Source organism: Geodermatophilus sp. SYSU D01176 (assembly GCF_054050015.1).
In genome coordinates this window covers 174,934-193,154 of the sequence record NZ_JBJGYN010000004.1, presented here as the reverse complement: position 1 = coordinate 193,154, position 18,221 = coordinate 174,934, and the positions used below count along the sequence as shown (strand labels likewise).

General features: G+C 74.4%; 13 protein-coding genes. 8 read left to right on the top strand and 5 right to left on the bottom strand.

Going from position 1 to position 18,221, the window contains the following annotated elements; all coding sequences use genetic code 11:
* Positions 1–206, bottom strand: a 206-nt coding sequence (locus ACI78Z_RS04685) for a hypothetical protein (protein WP_457035357.1), incomplete at its 3' end; no start/stop codon positions are given.
* Positions 207–543: 337 nt separating this feature from the next.
* On the opposite strand from ACI78Z_RS04685, the gene ACI78Z_RS04680 reads away from it, so the two are divergent.
* From ACI78Z_RS04680 to ACI78Z_RS04670, 3 genes are all read left to right on the top strand, one after another.
* On the top strand, positions 544–1,710 hold the full coding sequence (locus tag ACI78Z_RS04680; protein ID WP_457035356.1) for a DUF3500 domain-containing protein: 1,167 nt from the start codon (positions 544–546) through the stop codon (positions 1,708–1,710).
* Between the two features lie 112 nt (positions 1,711–1,822).
* Positions 1,823–2,731, top strand: a complete 909-nt coding sequence (locus ACI78Z_RS04675) for a 3-keto-5-aminohexanoate cleavage protein (RefSeq protein WP_457035355.1) — start codon at positions 1,823–1,825, stop codon at positions 2,729–2,731.
* Between the two features lie 444 nt (positions 2,732–3,175).
* The gene (locus ACI78Z_RS04670) at positions 3,176–3,880 is read left to right on the top strand and encodes an RraA family protein (RefSeq protein WP_457035354.1); all 705 of its coding nucleotides are present in this window, start codon (positions 3,176–3,178) and stop codon (positions 3,878–3,880) included.
* 241 nt (positions 3,881–4,121) lie between these two features.
* Here the strand turns inward: ACI78Z_RS04670 and ACI78Z_RS04665 are convergent, their stop codons facing one another.
* A complete protein-coding gene (locus tag ACI78Z_RS04665; RefSeq protein ID WP_457035353.1) occupies positions 4,122–4,730 on the bottom strand; it encodes a hypothetical protein in 609 nt (202 codons plus the stop codon).
* Between the two features lie 396 nt (positions 4,731–5,126).
* Here ACI78Z_RS04665 and ACI78Z_RS04660 point away from each other — a divergent pair, with 396 nt between their 5' ends.
* Both ACI78Z_RS04660 and ACI78Z_RS04655 read left to right on the top strand, forming a co-directional pair.
* Positions 5,127–7,364 (top strand): malate synthase G, encoded by a 2,238-nt coding sequence (locus ACI78Z_RS04660; RefSeq protein ID WP_457035352.1) that lies wholly within the window; start codon positions 5,127–5,129, stop codon positions 7,362–7,364.
* Positions 7,365–7,707: 343 nt separating this feature from the next.
* Positions 7,708–8,154 carry a hypothetical protein gene (locus tag ACI78Z_RS04655; RefSeq protein WP_457035351.1) on the top strand — a complete coding sequence of 149 codons (447 nt, stop codon included), beginning with the start codon at positions 7,708–7,710 and terminating at the stop codon, positions 8,152–8,154.
* Positions 8,155–8,346: 192 nt separating this feature from the next.
* On the opposite strand, the gene ACI78Z_RS04650 is transcribed toward ACI78Z_RS04655, so the two are convergent.
* On the bottom strand, positions 8,347–10,059 hold the full coding sequence (locus ACI78Z_RS04650) for an L-lactate permease (protein ID WP_457035350.1): 1,713 nt from the start codon (positions 10,057–10,059) through the stop codon (positions 8,347–8,349).
* A 327-nt stretch (positions 10,060–10,386) separates the two neighbouring features.
* Here ACI78Z_RS04650 and ACI78Z_RS04645 point away from each other — a divergent pair, with 327 nt between their 5' ends.
* Positions 10,387–13,116 carry a PEP/pyruvate-binding domain-containing protein gene (locus ACI78Z_RS04645; RefSeq protein WP_457035349.1) on the top strand — a complete coding sequence of 910 codons (2,730 nt, stop codon included), beginning with the start codon at positions 10,387–10,389 and terminating at the stop codon, positions 13,114–13,116.
* 300 nt (positions 13,117–13,416) lie between these two features.
* Here the strand turns inward: ACI78Z_RS04645 and ACI78Z_RS04640 are convergent, their stop codons facing one another.
* Complete coding sequence (locus ACI78Z_RS04640) at positions 13,417–13,560, bottom strand: hypothetical protein (RefSeq protein WP_457035348.1); 144 nt, start codon at positions 13,558–13,560, stop codon at positions 13,417–13,419.
* A gap of 189 nt (positions 13,561–13,749) precedes the next feature.
* Entirely contained in the window at positions 13,750–14,493 is a 744-nt protein-coding gene (locus ACI78Z_RS04635; RefSeq protein ID WP_457035347.1) for a hypothetical protein, read from the bottom strand.
* A gap of 340 nt (positions 14,494–14,833) precedes the next feature.
* Between ACI78Z_RS04635 and ACI78Z_RS04630 the strand changes: the two genes are divergently transcribed.
* A complete protein-coding gene (locus ACI78Z_RS04630) occupies positions 14,834–16,273 on the top strand; it encodes a tannase/feruloyl esterase family alpha/beta hydrolase (protein WP_457035346.1) in 1,440 nt (479 codons plus the stop codon).
* Between the two features lie 653 nt (positions 16,274–16,926).
* Positions 16,927–17,766, top strand: a complete 840-nt coding sequence (locus tag ACI78Z_RS04625) for a hypothetical protein (protein ID WP_457035345.1) — start codon at positions 16,927–16,929, stop codon at positions 17,764–17,766.
* The last annotated feature ends 455 nt before the right edge of the window (positions 17,767–18,221 follow it).

The window sequence follows — 18,221 nt, the reverse complement described above, 5'->3', positions numbered from 1 at the left end:
GCGGCTCGTGCCCAGACGTAGCCGGTGAGGAAGTTCAGCCCCAGGCCGGACAGCCGCTCGTTGACCTGCCGGCCCCAGAAGCTGATCGTCGCGATCGGCTCCGCGGCGTCCCGCAGCCTGCGGGCAGGGGTGTCGGGGACCCCGGCAGGAGGCCGTTCGGAGTCGGGGGGAGTGAGGAAGACCTGCTGCGCCTGGGCGAAGTCCACGCCTGGATGGTGCCCTGTCGAGCCCGGGCGCGACCATCCGTTCAGCGCCGCGCTCGCCGCCCGGGCGGAGGACCCCTTCGCGCTGCTCGTCGGCGCCTCCGGCGCCGCGCCCGCCTCGCGCCGCTCGCCCGGGGCCGCACGCATGCAGGCGATGACGGTGAGCAGATCGCGCCGATCGCCGGTGGGCGTGGGCGCGGGACACCTCCGGAGGGAGCCGGCAGCCGCCGGCGGGACGGGAGGTGGCCGACGTCAGGGCCGGGACGCCGACGCCGCCGGCCGGGTCGGAGCGGCACCGCGGCTGCGGCGGGCCGACGGCTGCGGGGGCTACATTGCGGCCGTGACTGCTGGTGGGAGCGTGGCCGAGGGCGTCCCCACTCGCGACGTGGCCCACCGGATGGCCGAGGCGGCGGGCGCCTGGTTGGACGGCCTGGACGCCGAGCAGCGACGGATCGCCGTCGGAGCGGCGCCGGGGGACGACCCCTCGGACGCCGAGCGGCGGCGCTGGTTCTACACCCCCACCGACCACGGCGGCCTGACCTTCCACGCACAGCAGCCCGCCCAGCAGCGGGCGGCGATGCGACTCGTCGCCACGGGGCTGTCCACGCCCGGCTACGTCACCGTGGCGACGATCATCGGCCTGGAGAACGTGCTCGACCAGGTCGAGGGCTTCGTCACCCGGTTCGATCGGGAGCGCGGTCGCGATCCCGGCCTGTACTACCTGCGCGTCTTCGGCGAGCCGGGCGGCAGCGGGATGTGGGGGTGGCGGTTCGGCGGGCACCACGTCTCGCTGAACAACCTGGTGGTGGACGGCGCGCTCGTGTCGACGACGCCGTGCTTCCTCGGTGCCGACCCCGCCACGTCGCCGTTGCTCGGCGGTGCGGTCAACCGGCCGCTGGCCCGCGTCGAGGACCTCGCGCGGGACCTGGTCCGCTCGTTGCCACCGGAGCTCGCGGCCCGGGCCGTGCTGCTGCCGAAGGCACCGTCGGACCTGGTCACCGCCAACCGCACCGTCGTGTCCCCGGGGAACCGGGTCGTCCCGCTCGCCGGCATCTGGCGGGACGAGCGGTTCCCGGACGCCGGCGAGCAGGCCAAGCTGCAGGCCCTGAGCGATGCGATCGACGACGCCGCCGGCTATCAGGACGCCGACCACGCGGCCGTCGAGTACACCGCCGAACCGCGCGGCGTGCCGGCGTCCGAGCTGGACGCCGAGCAGCGCGGGATGCTGCGCGGGCTCCTGGCCACCTACCTCGACCGCGTGCCGCACGAGGTGTCCCCGGTGCGTCGCTACGACGACGAGGCCGCGCTCGACGCCGTCCACGTCGCCTGGGCCGGCCCGACGACCCCCGGGGAACCGCACTACTACCGGCTGCAAGGCCCCCGCCTGCTGGTCGAGTGGGACAACACGCAGCGCGGCGCCAACCACGCGCACTCCGTGTGGCGCGATCCCGGCTCCGACTTCGGCCTCGACGTGCTCGCCCGGCACCGCGCGGCCCACCACGGCTGACCCGACCTGCCCGTGCGCGCCCCGGCTCAGCGAGGCTGCCGTCGACCGTGCGCCCCTCGGCCGGCCCGCCGACACTGGTGACCCGACGGCTGCCGACCACGGTGGAGGTGCCTTGACCGAGGGGGTGTGGCTGGAGGCGGCGCTGAACGGTCCGTGGACCCGGCAGCGCCAGCCGGGGATCCCGCTGACCCGGGCAGAGCTCGTCGAGCAGGCGGTCGCCTGCGCCGATGCCGGAGCGGCGATCGTCCACCTGCACGCCTACGACGAGCGTTCCGGCCGTCCGAGCGAGTCCTACGACCTCTACGCACCGGTCTTCGAGGCGATCCGCAGCCGCCGCGACGTCATCTGCTACCCCACCGTGCCGATGGGCGCGCGCCCGTCGCAGGGACCGGCCGAGGGCCGGGCGCGCTACGAGGTGGTGGAGCGTCTGGGCCGGGCCGGCTTGATCGAGTGGAGCGTCGTGGACCCCGGGTCGGTCACCCTGGCGACCTTCGCCGAGCTGCGCGACGGCGAGGACGGTTTCCTCTACGCCAACTCGGCCTCGGACGTGCGGGCCGGGCTCGAGCTGTGCGGCGAGCACGGCCTGGTCCCGAGCTACGCCGTCTACGAACCGGGCTTCCTGCGCACCGGTGCGGCGCTGCGTGCCGCCGTCCCGGGCTCGCCGGGCCCGGTCTACCGGTTCATGTTCTCGACGGCGTTCACCTTCGGCCTGCCGCCCACCGCGTGGGCGCTGGACGGCTACCTGCGCCTGCTCGACGCCGCGGACCCCGGGGCACCCTGGATGATCGCCGGTCTCGGCGTCGAGCTCGACGGGCTCTGGGACGTCGCCATGGCGCGCGGCGGCCACCTGCGGGTCGGGCTGGAGGATGCACCCCCCGGCTGCACCAGGACGAATGCGGAGATGGTCGCCGAGGCCGGCCGCGCCGTGCAGCAGGCGGGCCGGCCGCTCGCCACCGCCGCACAGGTCCGCCGGGCCACGGTCGGCAGCGATCCGCTGCCGACGGCGCGGACCCGTCGGTGAGCCGGGCGGTCCGCACGGCGTCCCGAGGCCCGGACCCCTCAGCGGCCGGCGGCGGCCGTTCCGTCGGAGAGGCCCGACCCCGCGGGCTGGTCGATCTGGCGGACGCCGGGCCGGGAGTGGTAGTCCTGCGCAACGCCGACCCGGTGTCCTGCGGTGGCGCGGTCGGGGACGTCCGCTCGACTGCGGCCGCGGCCGTGGGTGCGGCCACGTCCGGGGCGGCGCGGGGCCTGACGAGAGGGGTGCACCGACGATGACGACCTTGGCCACGGGGCCGACCGTCCCGGCGGCTCCGGCGACCCCGGAGACCACCGACGCACCCGTGACGCAGCGGGGACAGCAGTGCCGTGCGGGGAGCGGCACCGGTCCCCGTGGCATCGAGGTCCTCGGTGCTCCCGTCCTCCGGTCGCCCCTCGACCGCGACACCGCGCGGTCGGAGGCCGTGGCATGAGCAGGTGGCACGCGCAGCAGTGGACGGTGGTCGAGGCGATCGAGCGCCCGCCGGCTGCGGCGGTCACGGCGCTGGCGGGGTTCGCCACCACCCAGATCGCCGACTGCGGTGGGCCGGTGGGGGTGGTCGGGCCCGGGCTCGGCCGGATCGCCGGGGGAGCGGAGTTCTGCGGCCCCGCGGTAACGGTCTGGACCAAGCCCGGGGACATCCTCTTCATGCTCAAGATGCCCGACGTGACCCAGCCCGGGGACGTGGTCGCCGTCGACGGCGGTGGCAGAGCGGACGCCGCCATCCTCGGTGACATCCTCGCGGGGGCCCTCGTCAGGAGAGGCGTCGTCGGCGTCGTCGTGGACGGGGCGGTCCGCGACATCGAGGGGATCGACGAGGTGGGCCTCCCGACGTTCGCCCGCGGCACCCATCCCGCCACCGGGTCCAACGAGGGGCCGGGGGCCATCAACGTCCCGGTGCAGGTCGGTGGGGTCGTGGTGCACCCCGGTGACGTGGTCCGCGGGGACGCCAGCGGCGTCGTCGTCGTCCCGCGGGAACACCTCGACACCGTGATCGCCATGACCCGCACGGTCGAGCTGCGGGAGGTCGCCTGGCGGCAGGCCGTGGCGGACGGCGTCAGCATCGCGGCGGCGACCGGGGCGGACGCCGTCATCGACGAGCGGGGCAGCGCAGCCGCGACTCCACTCCCGTGACGGCCACACCCCCGCCGACACCGGGTCGTCGACACCGGTCCGCACCACGCCTGGCACCACCCACGGGACGCCGTCGACGACCTCGCCTGCCGTGTGCGGCCGGCCCCTGCGCGATCCCGCCGCGGTCACCGGCCCCGCGGACCGGACCCAGCGGATCACCCGGGACGGCGACCCACCGTGGACGGCACGTCCGGGGCCCTCGCGCACCGTCGGCGCGGCGCTGCGGCGCGGGCGGGACGGGTCACGTGGGGGACTGCAGGATGGGCTGCCGCAGGTCGAGGTACTCGGTCTCGCCCACGCTCAGCTTGTCCATCTCCTGCATGGTCGCGAGGAGCTCCGGCGGTACCTCCCGCCGCTCGCCCTCGCGTGCCTCGGCCTCGGACGTGAAGTAGATGACCATGGTCCAGGCGCCCTCGTCGTGGCCGATCATCACGCTGCCGAGCACGTCGGGACGGAACTCCGCCCACGTCCCGGGATCCAGCGTCATGAGTTCCCTGGCCCGGTCGGGGTCGGTGGTGCGGCCCTGCATGACCTGGACGAAGCCCGCCTGATCCGGGTCGCCCTGCAGGTCGACGGTCACCTCCTCGCTGTTCCGGAACGTGACCTCACCGTCGAAGAGCTCCTCGGTCTCCTGCCACCACTGGCTCTGCTCCGGGCGGTCGCTGTTGCGCGCGGCCGCCGCCGCGGAGTCGAACCGCGCGACGCCGATGACGCGGCCGTCATCGGTGATCCCGCCGGTCGTGCCGAGCCAGCCCGTCGCGCCCGGCGCCAGGTCCCGCGCCCAGCGGTCGAAGGCGCGACGCAGGCCTTCGGCGTTCGACGTACGGCCCTGGATCACTTGCACGAACATCGCGAGCCTCCCACTGGCGTCGTCCCCGTCGGCCCCCGTGGGAGCCCGACGCTACGACCGAACCCTGGTCGCGTCGAGGATCCGGCGCCCCCCGCGGAACCCAGCCGACGCGACACTCGTGGGCGCGAGGGTGCTCCGCCGATGGCGGGGGATCGCGGGGCACCCGCCTGCGCCGACGGCGCCGTCGAGGACCACCATGGTCGACCACCTGCGCTGCACCGGTGTCCCGCTCCGGCTTGCAGGTCGTGTGCGAACGCGGTGGCATGGCCACACCACGCTCACCGAGGAGCAGTCGACGGCCACAGGCGTCGTGCCCGCGCGCCCCTGGCTCACGGGACGAGACGGACGACCAGTGGGGCGTGGCCCCGAGCGATGAGAGGAACGAGGGTGGAGAACGTGACCGAGGGAACCGAGACCGCAGGGCTGCGAGTGGACCCCGCTCTGCACGACTTCGTGGCCGACGAGCTGCTTCCCGGGCTCGACCTGGAGCCGGCGTGGTTCTGGTCGACCGTCGCCGAGCTGCACCAGCGGTTCGCCGGGCGGGTCGACCAGCTGCTGCACCGCCGCGACGAGCTGCAGGAGCGGATCGACGGCTGGTACCGCGAGCACGGGCCCGGTGACGTCGAGGCGCTGGAGGCCTTCCTCACCGACATCGGCTACCTGCTGCCGCTGGAGGAGCCCACCGTCCGCGTGGCGCGCGTGGACCGCGAGATCGCCGAGGTGCCCGGCCCCCAGCTGGTGGTCCCGGCGACCGTGCCGCGGTACGCGCTCAACGCCGCGAACGCCCGCTGGGGGTCGCTGTACGACGCGCTCTACGGCACCGACGCGCTGCCGACGGAGCACCAGCTGGCACCCGGCTACGACGAGCGCCGCGGTGCCCAGGTCATCGCCGAGGCCGACCGCCTGCTGGACCGCTACTTCCCGCTCGCCGAGGGCAGCCACGCCGACGCCGTCGCCTACCGGGTGCCCTCACCGGGCGAGCTGGCCGTCGAGACGGCGTCGGGGACCACCGGCCTGGCCGACCCCGCCCAGTTCGCCGGGCACCGGCCGGGCGACGGGGACGGCGACCGGCCGGCCGCGGTGCTGCTGCGCCGGCACGGGCTGCACCTGGAGCTGGCGATCGACCCCTCCACCCGGGTGGGCGCCCAGCACCACGCCGGGGTGTCCGACGCCGTGCTCGAGTCCGCCGTGACCACGATCGTGGACCTGGAGGACTCGGTCGCCACGGTCGACGGGCCGGACAAGGTGGGCGCCTACCGGACGTGGCTGGGGCTGCGCACCGGGCAGCTGACCGCGTCGTTCCCCAAGGGCGGGCGCACCGTGACCCGCGCCGTCCACGGTGACCGCAGCTACGTCGGGGTCGACGGCCAGGAGCTGACCCTCCCCGGCCGGTCGCTGCTGCTCGTGCGCAACGTGGGCCACCACATGCGGCTGGACGCCGTCCGCACCGCCGACGGCGAGCCGCTGCTGGAGGAGGTGCTCGACGCCCTGGTCTCCGCGGTGGCCGCGCTGCACGAGCTGCGCGGCAACAGCCGGGTCTCCAACACCCGGACCGGCAGCGTCTACATCGTCAAGCCGAAGATGCACGGCCCCGACGAGGTGGCCCTGTCCGTGGAGCTCCTCGCCGCCGTGGAGGAGGCGCTCGGCCTGGAGCCGACGACGCTGAAGATCGGGATCATGGACGAGGAGAAGCGGACCTCGACCAACCTCGAGGCCTGCATCGCCCGGGCGGCCGACCGCGTCATCTTCGTCAACACCGGCTTCCTCGACCGCACCGGCGACGAGATCCACACCGACTTCGAGGCCGGGCCCGTGGTCCCCAAGGACGACCAGCGGTCGCAGACCTGGCTGACGACCTACGAGGACCGCAACGTCGACGTGGCGCTGCGCGCCGGCTTCGCCGGGCAGGCGCAGATCGGCAAGGGCATGTGGGCCAAGCCGGCGGCCATGCGGGAGATGCTCGACACCAAGGGCGCGCACCCGAGGGCCGGGGCGAACACCGCCTGGGTGCCGTCGCCGACCGCGGCGACGCTGCACGCGCTGCACTATCTGGAGACCGACGTGCTCGCGGTGCAGCAGGAGATCGGCAAGCGGCCCCTCGCCGACCGGCGCGGCCTGCTCGTGGCCCCGGTGCTGCCCGACGGCGGCGCCGGCCTGACCGAGGAGGAGAAGCGGCACGAGCTGGAGACCAACGCGCAGTCCATCCTGGGCTACGTCGTGCGCTGGGTCGGGCTGGGGATCGGCTGCTCGACCGTGCCCAACCTCGAGGGGGTGGGCCTGATGGAGGACCGCGCGACGCTGCGGATCTCCAGCCAGCAGATCGCGAACTGGCTGCACCACGGGCTGGTGGACGAGGCCCAGGTCCGCGAGACCTTCGCCCGGATGGCGGCGCTGGTCGACGAGCAGAACGCCGACGAGCCCGGTTACCAGCCGATGTGCGCCGACCTCGAGGGCAGCCCGTCGTTCCAGGCCGCGCTGGACCTGGTCTTCTCCGGACGGCGGGAGCCCAACGGTTACACCGAGCGGTCGCTGACGGTCTGGCGGCAGCGGGCCAAGGCGAGCGCCGGCGGCGGCGAGGAGCCGCGGACCCGGGAGGCCGTCCTCGACGACCAGGCACCGAGCCCGGCCCGCTGAACCGGTCCCACACGAGACGACCCCCGGACCGCGAGGAGTCCTGCTCGGGCACCGATCTGCAGACCGGCCGCGCATCGAGGCGGCCGGTCTGCAGGCGCGGCCGGACCGAGCGGACCCGCAGGTGCACGGACGGCGGGAGGGACTCACATCGATGAGCGGAGGAGCCCCCGCCCCGGCTCGTGACCACGCCGCGTGACGACCGGCAGCGGAGCCGGGGCCTCGCGGCGCCGCGTGACCCCGTCCTCTGCAGTGGGGGGAGCGCGCGCAGGCGGACGCGCGCTCGCCCCCGTGGCACCATTGCCGCACGACGTGCCCTTGGACACCGGTGTTCGCAGGAGCGGAGATGACTCGCTATCTCGTCGTCGCGCACGAGACGGTCACCAATCCGGAGTTGCTCAGGCAGGTCCGCGCCGTCAGAGAGCAGGATGCGGACGCGGAGTTCGTGCTCCTCGTACCGGCGACGCCGGTCCGGCACCTGCTGTTCCGGCGGGGCGACGAGCACGACGCCGAGGCAGCCGCCCGCAAGCTCGCCGACCGGGCCAGGGCACTGTTCGCCAAGAAGGGGGTGCCGCTCAGCGACGTCCGAGTCGGCGCGCCCGACCCGGTCGAGGCGATCGACGGGGAGGTGGCGGGCCACCCCGGGTACGCCGGGTTCATCATCTCCACGTTGCCGGAGGAGAAGTCGCGCTGGCTGCGGATGGACCTGCCTCGCGCGGTCCGTTCGAAGTACGGCCTCCCCGTCCACCACGTCGTGGCCGCCCAGGACTACACGCTCGGCGATCTGCCCTGACCGGAGGGGCGACTGCGAGCGCTGCCGCCGACCCGCCGTCCACTCGCGCGAGCCCGCGTCCCGTGCCGCCCGCACGACCGGTCGCCGGGTGGACCGGTCGCCGACAGCACCACCCGTCAGGACCGGGCGTCGCTCCTCGCCCCCAGGCGGCCGTCGCCGCCGTCGATCAGGCGGACCGGCCCGCCTGTCCGGTCACGGCAGCATCCAGGCCAGGACGTTGGACTGCAGGTAGATCAGCACGCACAGCACGGCGAGCAGGCCGATGCTCCAGAAGATCGTCTTGCGGAACAGGTCGGCCTCCCGCCCGACGATGCCCACGGACGTCGCCGCGATCGTCAGGTTCTGGGGGCTGATCATCTTGCCGACGACGCCGCCCGAGGTGTTGGCGGCGACGAGCAGGGTCGGGTCGAGCCCGGCCTCCTGGGCGGCGGTCTGCTGCAGGGTCGCGAAGAGGGCGTTGGCCGAGGTGTCGGAACCGGTGACGGCGGTCCCCAGCCAGCCGAGGATGGGCGAGAGGAACGCGAACGCCGCGCCGGTGCCCGCGATCCAGGTGCCGATGGTGATCGTCTGACCGGATTGGTTCATGACGTAGGCCAGGGCGAGCACCATGGCCACCGTCAGGAACGCCCAGCGCAGCTTGACGGCGGTGGCCGCCAGCTCGCGCAGGGCCCGCCCGAGCGGCACGCGGTAGACCAGCGCGACGACGAACCCGCAGATCAGCAGCAGTGAGCCCGGCGACGACAGCCACGGGAAGTTGTAGACCGTGGACGTCACCGGCGTGCCCGCAGCGCTGAGCACGTTCTGATCCAGGCCCGGCCACGGGATCTTGACGTCCCGGCCGACCAGGAAGGTCGACAGCGGCGTCCACAGCTTCGCCAGCGAGAACACCACGATCACCAGCAGGTACGGGAAGAACGCCATCAGCACCTTGCCGCGGGTGAGACCCGCAGCGTGCTCGGCCAGAGCCTGCTGCTGCGTCTGCGTCTGCGTGCCCGCACCCGCCGCCGTCACGGAGCCGGCCTCCCGTCGGTCCTGCGGGCCGGCCACGTCGGCCTCGTGCTCGGCGTGCAGCCGCGCCGCGGCCTCCTCGCCGCCCCGCGGGGTCCACACCCTGAGCGTGACGACCGCCGCGATCAGGCCGGCGAGAGCGGCGACGATGTCGGTGAGCTCGACGGACAGGTAGTTGGCGGCCACGAACTGGCCGACCGCGAACGTGACACCCACGGACAGCGCCACCGGCCAGGTCTGCCGCAGCCCGCGCTTGCCGTCGACGAGCAGCACCAGCAGCGCCGGCACGATGAACGCGAGCAACGGCGTCTGGCGGCCGACGTAGGCGCCGATCTCGTTGTAGTCGATGCCCGTCAGGGTGCCCGCGGTGATGATCGGGGTGCCGATCGCGCCGAACGCGACGGGCGCCGTGTTGGCCAGCAGCACCACCACGGCCGCGCGGACCGCGGAGAAGCCGAGCGCCATCAGCATGACGCCCGTGATCGCGACCGGAGCGCCGAAGCCCGCGAGCGCCTCGAGCAGGCCGCCGAAGCAGAACGCGATGATGATGGCCTGCACCCGCGGGTCGTCGGAGATCAGGTGGAAGGCGGCGCGCAGGTCCTCGAACCGCCCGCTCACCACCGTGACCTGGTAGAGCCAGATCGCCGTGAAGACGATCCACATGATCGGGAACAGGCCGAACACCGCGCCCTGGGTGGCCGACAGGGCCGCGAGGCCCACCGGCATGCCGTACGCGGTGACGGCGACGATGACCGCGACGACGAGCGACGCGAGGCCGGCCCAGTGCGCCTTCCACCGCAGCGCACCGAGCAGGACGAAGATGGTCAGCAGCGGGAGGAGCGCGACGAGCGCCGAGACGGTGAGACTGCCGAGTGGGGCCAGTTCCTGCTGGTACATGAGGTCTCCCCGGCGGTGTCGACTGTGACAGGCAACTCGGTCCAACCAGCACGTAGGATCTACCGCATGGCGGGCCATTGAGCCAGCCGAGCCCGTAGCCGGGAACTCGACAGCCATGCCGATGGCCCGTGGCCGCACACAGAGCCGGAGCCGGCCAGGCGTGGCCGCCCGAGGATCGACGGGGCGGTTCCCCCCCCCCCCACGGCCGGAGATCCCGGACCCGTCCCTCCGGGTTCCCGCGGGGGCGGGATCGGCGGGCCCACGACGGCGCCGGTGCGGAGTAGCGTCCGGCCCGCTCTGCCGGGACCCGCGGCGGGAGGCATCGCGATGAGTGCAGCGCCGGAGCTCAGCGGCCGGCAGGCGGATGAGCACCCGATCGTCCTCCCGTTGCGACGGCTCGACGCGAGAGCCCTGCCGCTGGGAGGGGGCAAGGCCGCGAACCTCGGCGAGCTGATCCAGGCAGGTCTTCCCGTTCCCGAGGGCTTCTGCGTGACCACGGGTGCGTACGACGACATGGCGACCGCGGCAGGTCTCCGCGAGGTCCTCGACCGGTTCGCGACGACCACGCCCGATGGCGAGTCAGGGGGCGCCGAGCTGGCCCGCCGGGCACGGGAACGGATCCTGTCCACACCGATGCCCTCGCGCGTGGCCGCGGCGATCACGGCCGCCTACCGAGATCTCGGTGAGAACGCACCCGTGGCGGTCCGGTCCTCGGCCACCGCAGAGGACCTCCCCTTCGCCAGCTTCGCCGGGCAGCAGGACACCCACCTCGGCATCGTCGGGGAGGACGCCGTCCTCGACGCGGTCCACCGTTGCTGGGCGTCGCTCTGGACCGACCGGGCAGTCGTGTACCGGATGCGCCACGACATCGACCAGGGGGGGACCCGGCTCGCGGTCGTGGTGCAGCGGATGGTCGATGCCGCGGTCGCCGGCGTGCTGTTCACGGCCGACCCGGTCACCGGGCACCGTGCACGCACGGTCGTCGACGCCAGCCCCGGCCTGGGCGAGGCAGTGGTCAGCGGCGCGGTCAACCCCGACCACTTCGTCGTCGACAGCCGCAGCGGCGCCGTGCTCGAACGCGTGGTGGGGGACAAGCGGCTGACGATCCGAGCGCGGGCGGGCGGCGGCACGGAGAGCGTCGCCCGAGCGGCGTCGACGACGGCGAGCCTGAGCGACGAGCAACTCCTCGAGCTGGTGCGGCTCGGTGCCCGGGTCCAGGAGCACTACGGGGTGCCCCAGGACATCGAGTGGGCGATCGACGAGGCCGGCACGGTCTGGCTCACCCAGGCCCGCCCGGTCACGACGTTGTTCCCCCTCCCGGACGGCAGCCCCGGCGAGGACGGCCCGCCGGACGACCACCCGCGGGTCTGGTTCTGCTTCAGCCTCGCGCAGGGACTGACCCGGCCGCTGACCCCGATGGGGCTGTCCGCGATCCGCGTGATCGCGTCGTCGGTCGCCCGCCTCTACGGCTTCCCGCCCGCGGATCCGGTCAGCGGCCCGCCGGGGGTCCGCGATGCCGCTGGACGGCTGTTCGTCGACATCACGCCGATCATCCGGAGCACCCCCGGACGGGTGGTGTTCCCGCGGGTGCTCGACGTCATGGAGGCGCGCTCGGCCGCCGTGCTGCGCGGCCTCTTCGACGATCCGCGGCTGTCGGTCGTCCAGCCCTCGTGGCGGCCCGTCGTGCGACGGCTCGCCCGCCTGGCGGTGCGCTACGCCGTCCCGCTGCAGGTCGTCCAGGCAGTGGTCAGGCCGGCCTCGGCCCGGCGTCGGGCCCACCGCGCCGGTGCGGAGCTGGTGCGGCGCACGCTCCCGGCAGGACCGGTGTCCGCTCGGCAGCGGCTGGACTTCGTCGTCGGCATCCTGGGCGCCGTGGTCCCGCGGGTCATGCCGCGCGTGGTGCCGCGGGGGGCCACCGGGTTCGCGCTGCTCGGCCTGGCCGGCCTGCTGCTCCGGGCCGATGCCCGCCCGGGCGACCTCGCGACGGTCCTGCGGGGCCTGCCGCACAACGTGACGACGGAGATGGACCTCGACCTGTGGCACCTGGCCACCGCGGTCCGCGCCGACGACGAGGCGGCGGAGGTGCTGCGCCGGGAGTCCGCGCCGAGGCTGGCCGATCGGTACCGGACCGGCACGCTCCCCGCGGTCCTGCAGCAGGGGCTGCACGGCTTCCTCGACCGCCACGGGTTCCGCGCCGTGGCGGAGATCGACGTCGGCCTGCCGCGCTGGGCGGAGGACCCGACCCACCTCCTCGGCGTGCTCGGCAACTACCTGCGGCTCGACGATCCGCAGCGGGCCCCGGACACGGTCTTCGCCCGCAGCGCGGCGGAGGCCGAGGGCATGGTGGCGACCCTCACGGACCGGGCCCGGCAGCGGGGCGCGTCGAGGGCCAGGGCCGTCGGCCTGGCCCTCGACCGCACCCGGCAGCTGGCGGGCCTGCGCGAGCTGCCCAAGTACGAGGTCGTGCGCGTCCTCGCCCGGGCGCGCGCCCAGCTGCTCGAGATCGGCGCGGAGCTGTCCGCGGCCGGCGTGCTCGCTCGGGCGGACGACGTGTTCTTCCTCGACCTGCGGGAGGTCGGCGACGCGGTCGACGGTCGGGACGTCGGTGACCTGGCCGCCGGACGGCGCGTCGAGTACGACCGGGAGACGGCCCGCCGGCACGTGCCCCGCGTGCTGCTCAGTGACGGCACCGAGCCGGAGGCCCGGCCGGTGCCCACGTCCGTGGCAGACGGCGCGCTCGTGGGCATCGCGGCGTCCGCCGGGACGGCGACCGGCCCGGCGCGCGTCGTCCTCGAGCCCGCCGGCGCGTACCTCGCCCCCGGCGAGATCCTCGTCGCACCCTCGACCGACCCCGGGTGGACACCGCTCTTCCTCACCGCGGGCGGGCTGGTCATGGAGATGGGCGGGGCCAACTCCCACGGGGCGGTCGTCGCCCGCGAGTACGGCATCCCGGCAGTCGTCGGCGTCCCGGGCGCCACCAGCAGCATCGTCACGGGCCAGGAGATCACCGTCGACGGGACGCGCGGCTCGGTCACGTCGGTCTCGTCGTCGGGCTGACCTCGGCCGACCCGGCCCGGACGTACGGGCCCCACCCTCGTGCGGGCGTCCGTCGTACCACCGGCAACCTGGGCGGCGTCGAGGTCGAGCCGGACAGCACCAGGAGACGGGCCGCGTACCCGGGTCGGTGGCCGTGGTCGCCCAGACCACGGGGGAGGACCGGCGCGGCTCGGCGGCCGGGCGCCCGTCGAGCGCGGCGACGGAGTCCCCACCGCCGGGTGTCTCGTGGCCACGATGAGGTATCGGCGCACCGGCGCAACTGCTGCAGGCGGAGCGCCCGGGGGCTCGCGCAGCGGCCGGTCAGCCCCTGTCTCTCCGCGGGTGCATCAGCCGCTCCATCTCCGTGGTGGCCCGCTGCTTCTCCTTGCGTTCGCTGCGCTTGGCCTTGACGGCCTTCCCCGACTTCTTCGCGGCGTGGTTGTCGTGCGGCGACTTGTCGGCCATGGGACTGCTCCCTCGTCGTCGGCCGGAACGGCTCTTCCCTACATCCAGTTGCGCGGCCGCGCCAGGGTGTTCGCCGCGTCCTCTCGACTCGAGCCGGCCGGGCCGTACGGGGGCGATCTCGGACGGCGGCACGGTGCGTCGAGGCCGGCGCCGTGCGGAACCGGTCGCCGGGACCTGCTCTGCCCCCGGTCAGCCGGCGGCGAGGGACCGCACCACCAGCTGCTGCAGCACCCGATCGGTCTTGGACTCCGGGGCCGTGTCGACGGTGAGGCCGAGGGAGTCGACGTAGTCGACCAACGCCGACTGTCTCGACTCCGCGTCGGCCGGCTGCTCGGTGACGGTCGACAGCTCGAGGAAGTCCAGGTGGTCGACCGTCCACCGTTCGGCCCGGACGTCCAGGTGGGCGGGCGCCTTCTCGACGGCGTCCCATCGCGTCGCCGTCACCGGCGGCAGCACGGTGAGGGTCCGGAGGTTGATCCGGATCGGGGAGCAGTCCCGGAGGAAGGCCTCCTGCGACCCGGTGAACAGGCTCGTGGCCGGCCGCCGTCCGTGGCCGGCATCGACCACGACGTCGTCGGGGCGGTCGGCGGTGTGCGAGATGGCGAGGACCCGTCGTCCGCCGGACCAGTCGGCCTCGACCTCGACCTCCCAGTCCTCCCCCTCCTCGGCCTCGAGCCAGTCGTCGGTGAGCTGCGACCGCCTGCCCGGGCGCAGCTTGATCGTGCTGTCGTCCTTCCGATCCGGCCTGTGCCGGGCCCGCAGGATCACTCCCGCCGCCTTCAACGGGGTGGCGGCGGACCCGCCCCGGGCGACGTCCTCGCAGAAGTAGATCTGCCACGGCCGGTTCCCCGACGGCAGCTCGAGCCGCTCCACGGCCGACGTCGTCTGGTCGCCGCTGAGGTTCACCTTGATCTCGACCCGATCGAGTCGCATGTCGCTCCCCCTGCCATTCCGGAGTCGGGTCCGGGAGCAGACCCCGGCGGTGACGGCTCGTCCGCGCGGCACGTGCTGCGGGACGGTAGGCCCCGGCCGTCACGGGCCGGTCACCGTGCCGTCACCGGAGCAGCGATGGCGTCCCGTCCCAGCCTCGTGGTGCGCACCTGCGAGCCGAAGCACTGGGCCCCCGGGCGCCTGGCCGGGCTCACGCGACTCGTCGCGGAGAGGACCCGACCGCTCGACCGGCTCGAGGTGGTGGAAGGAGGGGCGGCCTTGCCCGCGGGCCGGGATCCCGGCCACCATCGTGGCGCCCACCCCGCTGGCGGAGGGAGCCCTGATGCGCGCGTGGCGCCGTGCCTCGACCCTGCTGGTCGCCCTCGGCGCCGCGGCGCTCGGGCCGCAGGCCGTGCCGCCCGGCGCGCACCCGGGCGGCCGCACGCTCGGTGACCGTCCGGTGCGCCGACCGTGCACGCCGAGCGACACGGTGGAGGTTCCGGGCGTGGAGGCTGCCGTCACCGCGTGTCTGCCGGACCTCACCACCACCGGGCTGCTGGAGGGACCCGCCGGGGAGTTCACCGACCGAACCGACTGGATCGCGCTGCACGCGCCCGGCACGAGCAACCCCAGCGGCGTGCCGGGGGTGCAGGTCGACGGGTACTTCCCGGACACCTCGGCCTCCAACACCACGCACGGCTGGAACCACGACAGCCAGTTCGTGCTGCGCATCCCGGACGCCTGGAACGGGAGCCTGGTGGTGACCGGCGCGCCGGGCGTCCGCAAGCAGTACGCCTGCGACTTCCTCATCTCCGACTTCGTCCTGGAGCGGGGCTTCGCGTACGCCTGCACGGACAAGGGCAACAGCGGCCCGGACTTCTACCGGGACGGCGACCGGCCCGGCGACGCGGTGGCCGAGTGGCACGACCGGCTGACCCAGCTGACGGTCGCCGCGCAGGGTGCGCTGCGCGAGCGCTACGGCCATCCGCCGCAGCGCACCTACCTGGCCGGCATCAGCAACGGCGGCTACCTGGTGCGCTGGCAGCTGGAGAACCACCGGGAGCTCTACGACGGCGGCGTCGACTGGGAGGGGACCCTGTTCACGCCCGACGGGCCCAACCTGTTCACCTACCTGCCCACGGCGGTGCGTTACACCCTGGGCCAGGCCACCGCCGCGGACATGTACGCCGCCGGCTTCGCCCGCGGGTCGGAGCCGCTGTGGCCGTACCACCAGAGCTTCTACTGGGGGGTGACGCAGAAGACCTACCGGGCCGAGTTCGACCCGGCGTACGACCCGGCCTGCCCGGGAGCGACGGCGGGCACGACCCTGCCCGAGATCCTGGCGCCCTGCCTGAGTGACTCGGGCTACGACGCCTGGTTCGCCGACCCGCGCTCCCGGCCGGTGCACGAGGCGCTGGCCCGGATCAGCCTGACCGGCACGATCGGCAAGCCGTTGCTGACCCTGCACGGCACGCTGGACACCCTGTTGCCGATCAGCCTCCACAGCGACGTCTACGCCCGGATGATCGCCGACGCGCAGCAGGACCGGCTGCACCGCTACTACCGCATCGAGGGCGGCAACCACGTCGACAGCCTGATGCACCTGGACCCGGAGCACCTGCGCCCGATGCTGCCCTGCTTCCGGGCCGCCTTCGACGCCCTCACCGCGTGGGTGGAGGACGGCCAGGAACCGCCGCCCAGCGCCACCGTCCCGCGCCCGGCCGGCAACGGTGCCACCGACCCGGCGCTGCTCGACACCTGTTCGCTGCGCTCCGCGAGCTGACCCCGAGCTGCCTGTCGGGCCGGGCGAGCCGAGGCATCCCACGGAGACGCCCGCTTCCCGACTCCCGGTGGGCCATGTCCGGCGTCGTCCGTGCTCGCCGGCCATGGTCCCGTGAGCCGCTCGACCGGAGCAGACATACTCCGGTGATCCATGCCCGACGACTGGCGCGTCCGCTGACCGCCCGCCCCCCGTGCCGCGGCTCGATCCAGCGCCGACGTGGCCGACGTCCCGAGCCGAGAGGACGTCGGTCCCTGTGGCCATCGGTCCTCCGGTCGCTTCGCTGGTCGTCCGGCGGACCGGCGGTGCGCCGGGGCCAGAGGAGGGCTGGGGTGGACGACGGCATGCAGTGGAGGACGGCGGGGGAGTCCCATCGCGGCGATCCCGAGCCAGACCGGTGGCACTCGGGTCGGACAGGACGCCGTGGTGATGGTCGGGAGGTCGCGGTGACTCCCCAGGGAGCGGCTCCTCCGCTCGGTCGTGGGTGGCGGGTGTGGCTGCCGACCGTCGCTGGGGCTCGGCGACTGGTCCGGGCCCTCCGCGACGTGGCGGCGCGCGGGAAGGCCGTCGTCCGGCGGGTACGCGGCCGGACGGCACGCGATCCCGCCGAGCAGCCTGCGACCGCGGAGCACGGCGGGGTGGCGAGCGGGACCCCCATGACCGGTCCGCGGCGCGTGGCATGGCGGCTGTCGGCGGTGGCCGCGGGCCTGCTGGCCGGCACCTCCGGGGTGGGTCTGGCGTGGCCTGGGCTGTACCAGGACGCACCGGCCAACGTGGCCACCTTCCGTGCCTACGACCTGGGGACGCTGACGCTGGCCTTTCCCGTGCTGGTCGGTGCCCTGGCCCGGACGCGGCGGGGGTCGCCCCGCGCCGACCTCCTGTGGGCGGGCATGTTGGCCTACGTCGTCTACACCTACGCCTACTACGTCTTCGGCGCGGCGTTCAACGCCCTCTTCCTGGCGCACGTGGCGGTGTTCGTCCTGGCGGCGGTGGCCCTGGGCGTGCTGCTGGCCGCTCTGGACGCCCGGTCGACCGCCGAACGGCTCCACGGACGGGCGCCGACCCGGGCGGTCGCCGCCGTCCTCGCGCTCCTCGCCGGGGCGCTCGGGGGCATGTGGACCTACTACTCCCTGCGGTTCGCGGTCACTGGCGCTCCCCCTGACGAGGGGCTCCTGCTGCAGCCGCCTCCGATCGGCCACCTCGGGTATGCGCTCGACCTGACGACGCTGGTGCCGGCCTGGGCGGTGGCGGCCGCGCTGCTGTGGCGCCGTTCGCCGTGGGGGCACGTGCTGGGCGCCGTCCTGCTGACATCGAGCGCGGTGATCCAGGCGAACTACCTGCTCGCGTTGCGTGCCCAGGCGGCGGCCGGGATCCCCGGGGCCACCGCCTTCGACCCGCAGGAGCCGCCGATCGCCGCTGCGATCGTCGGGGCGGCGGCGGCACTGCTCGCCGGAACTCGCCGCCCCATGGACGCGGCCGGTGCCGTGGCGGCCTGAGGACGACCCGGCACGGGGGGACCATGACCGAGCCCTGGCACTCGACCGGCTCCTGCCGATCTGGGGCCACGGGGACTCCGTGTCCCGTGTGGTCCGCGTGCCGTTGGCGGACGTCTTCGACGCGATCACCGACCTGGACCTGCTCCGGCTGCCGGTGGCCCGGGTGCTGCTCTAGGCCTGCAGGACGGGCGGTCGCTCCGCCGCAGGACGTAGCGGTCGATCGGGTTCTCGGAGCCGGGCCGGATCCCCCCGGCGGCCTGGGCGACCTCGGCAGGGTGGACGTGCACCGGGGCTCCCCACGCCCGGGCGAGGTGGGTGAACAGGATCGCCGCCGGACGGGCCCGGGGCCCGAAGAGCGCCTCCGCGGCGGCCCGGATGGCCGGCGCCCGGGACGGCCACGCCGCGTCGACGAGCGTCCACGAGGAGTCCGAGGCGACGAGGTACACGTCGGACTC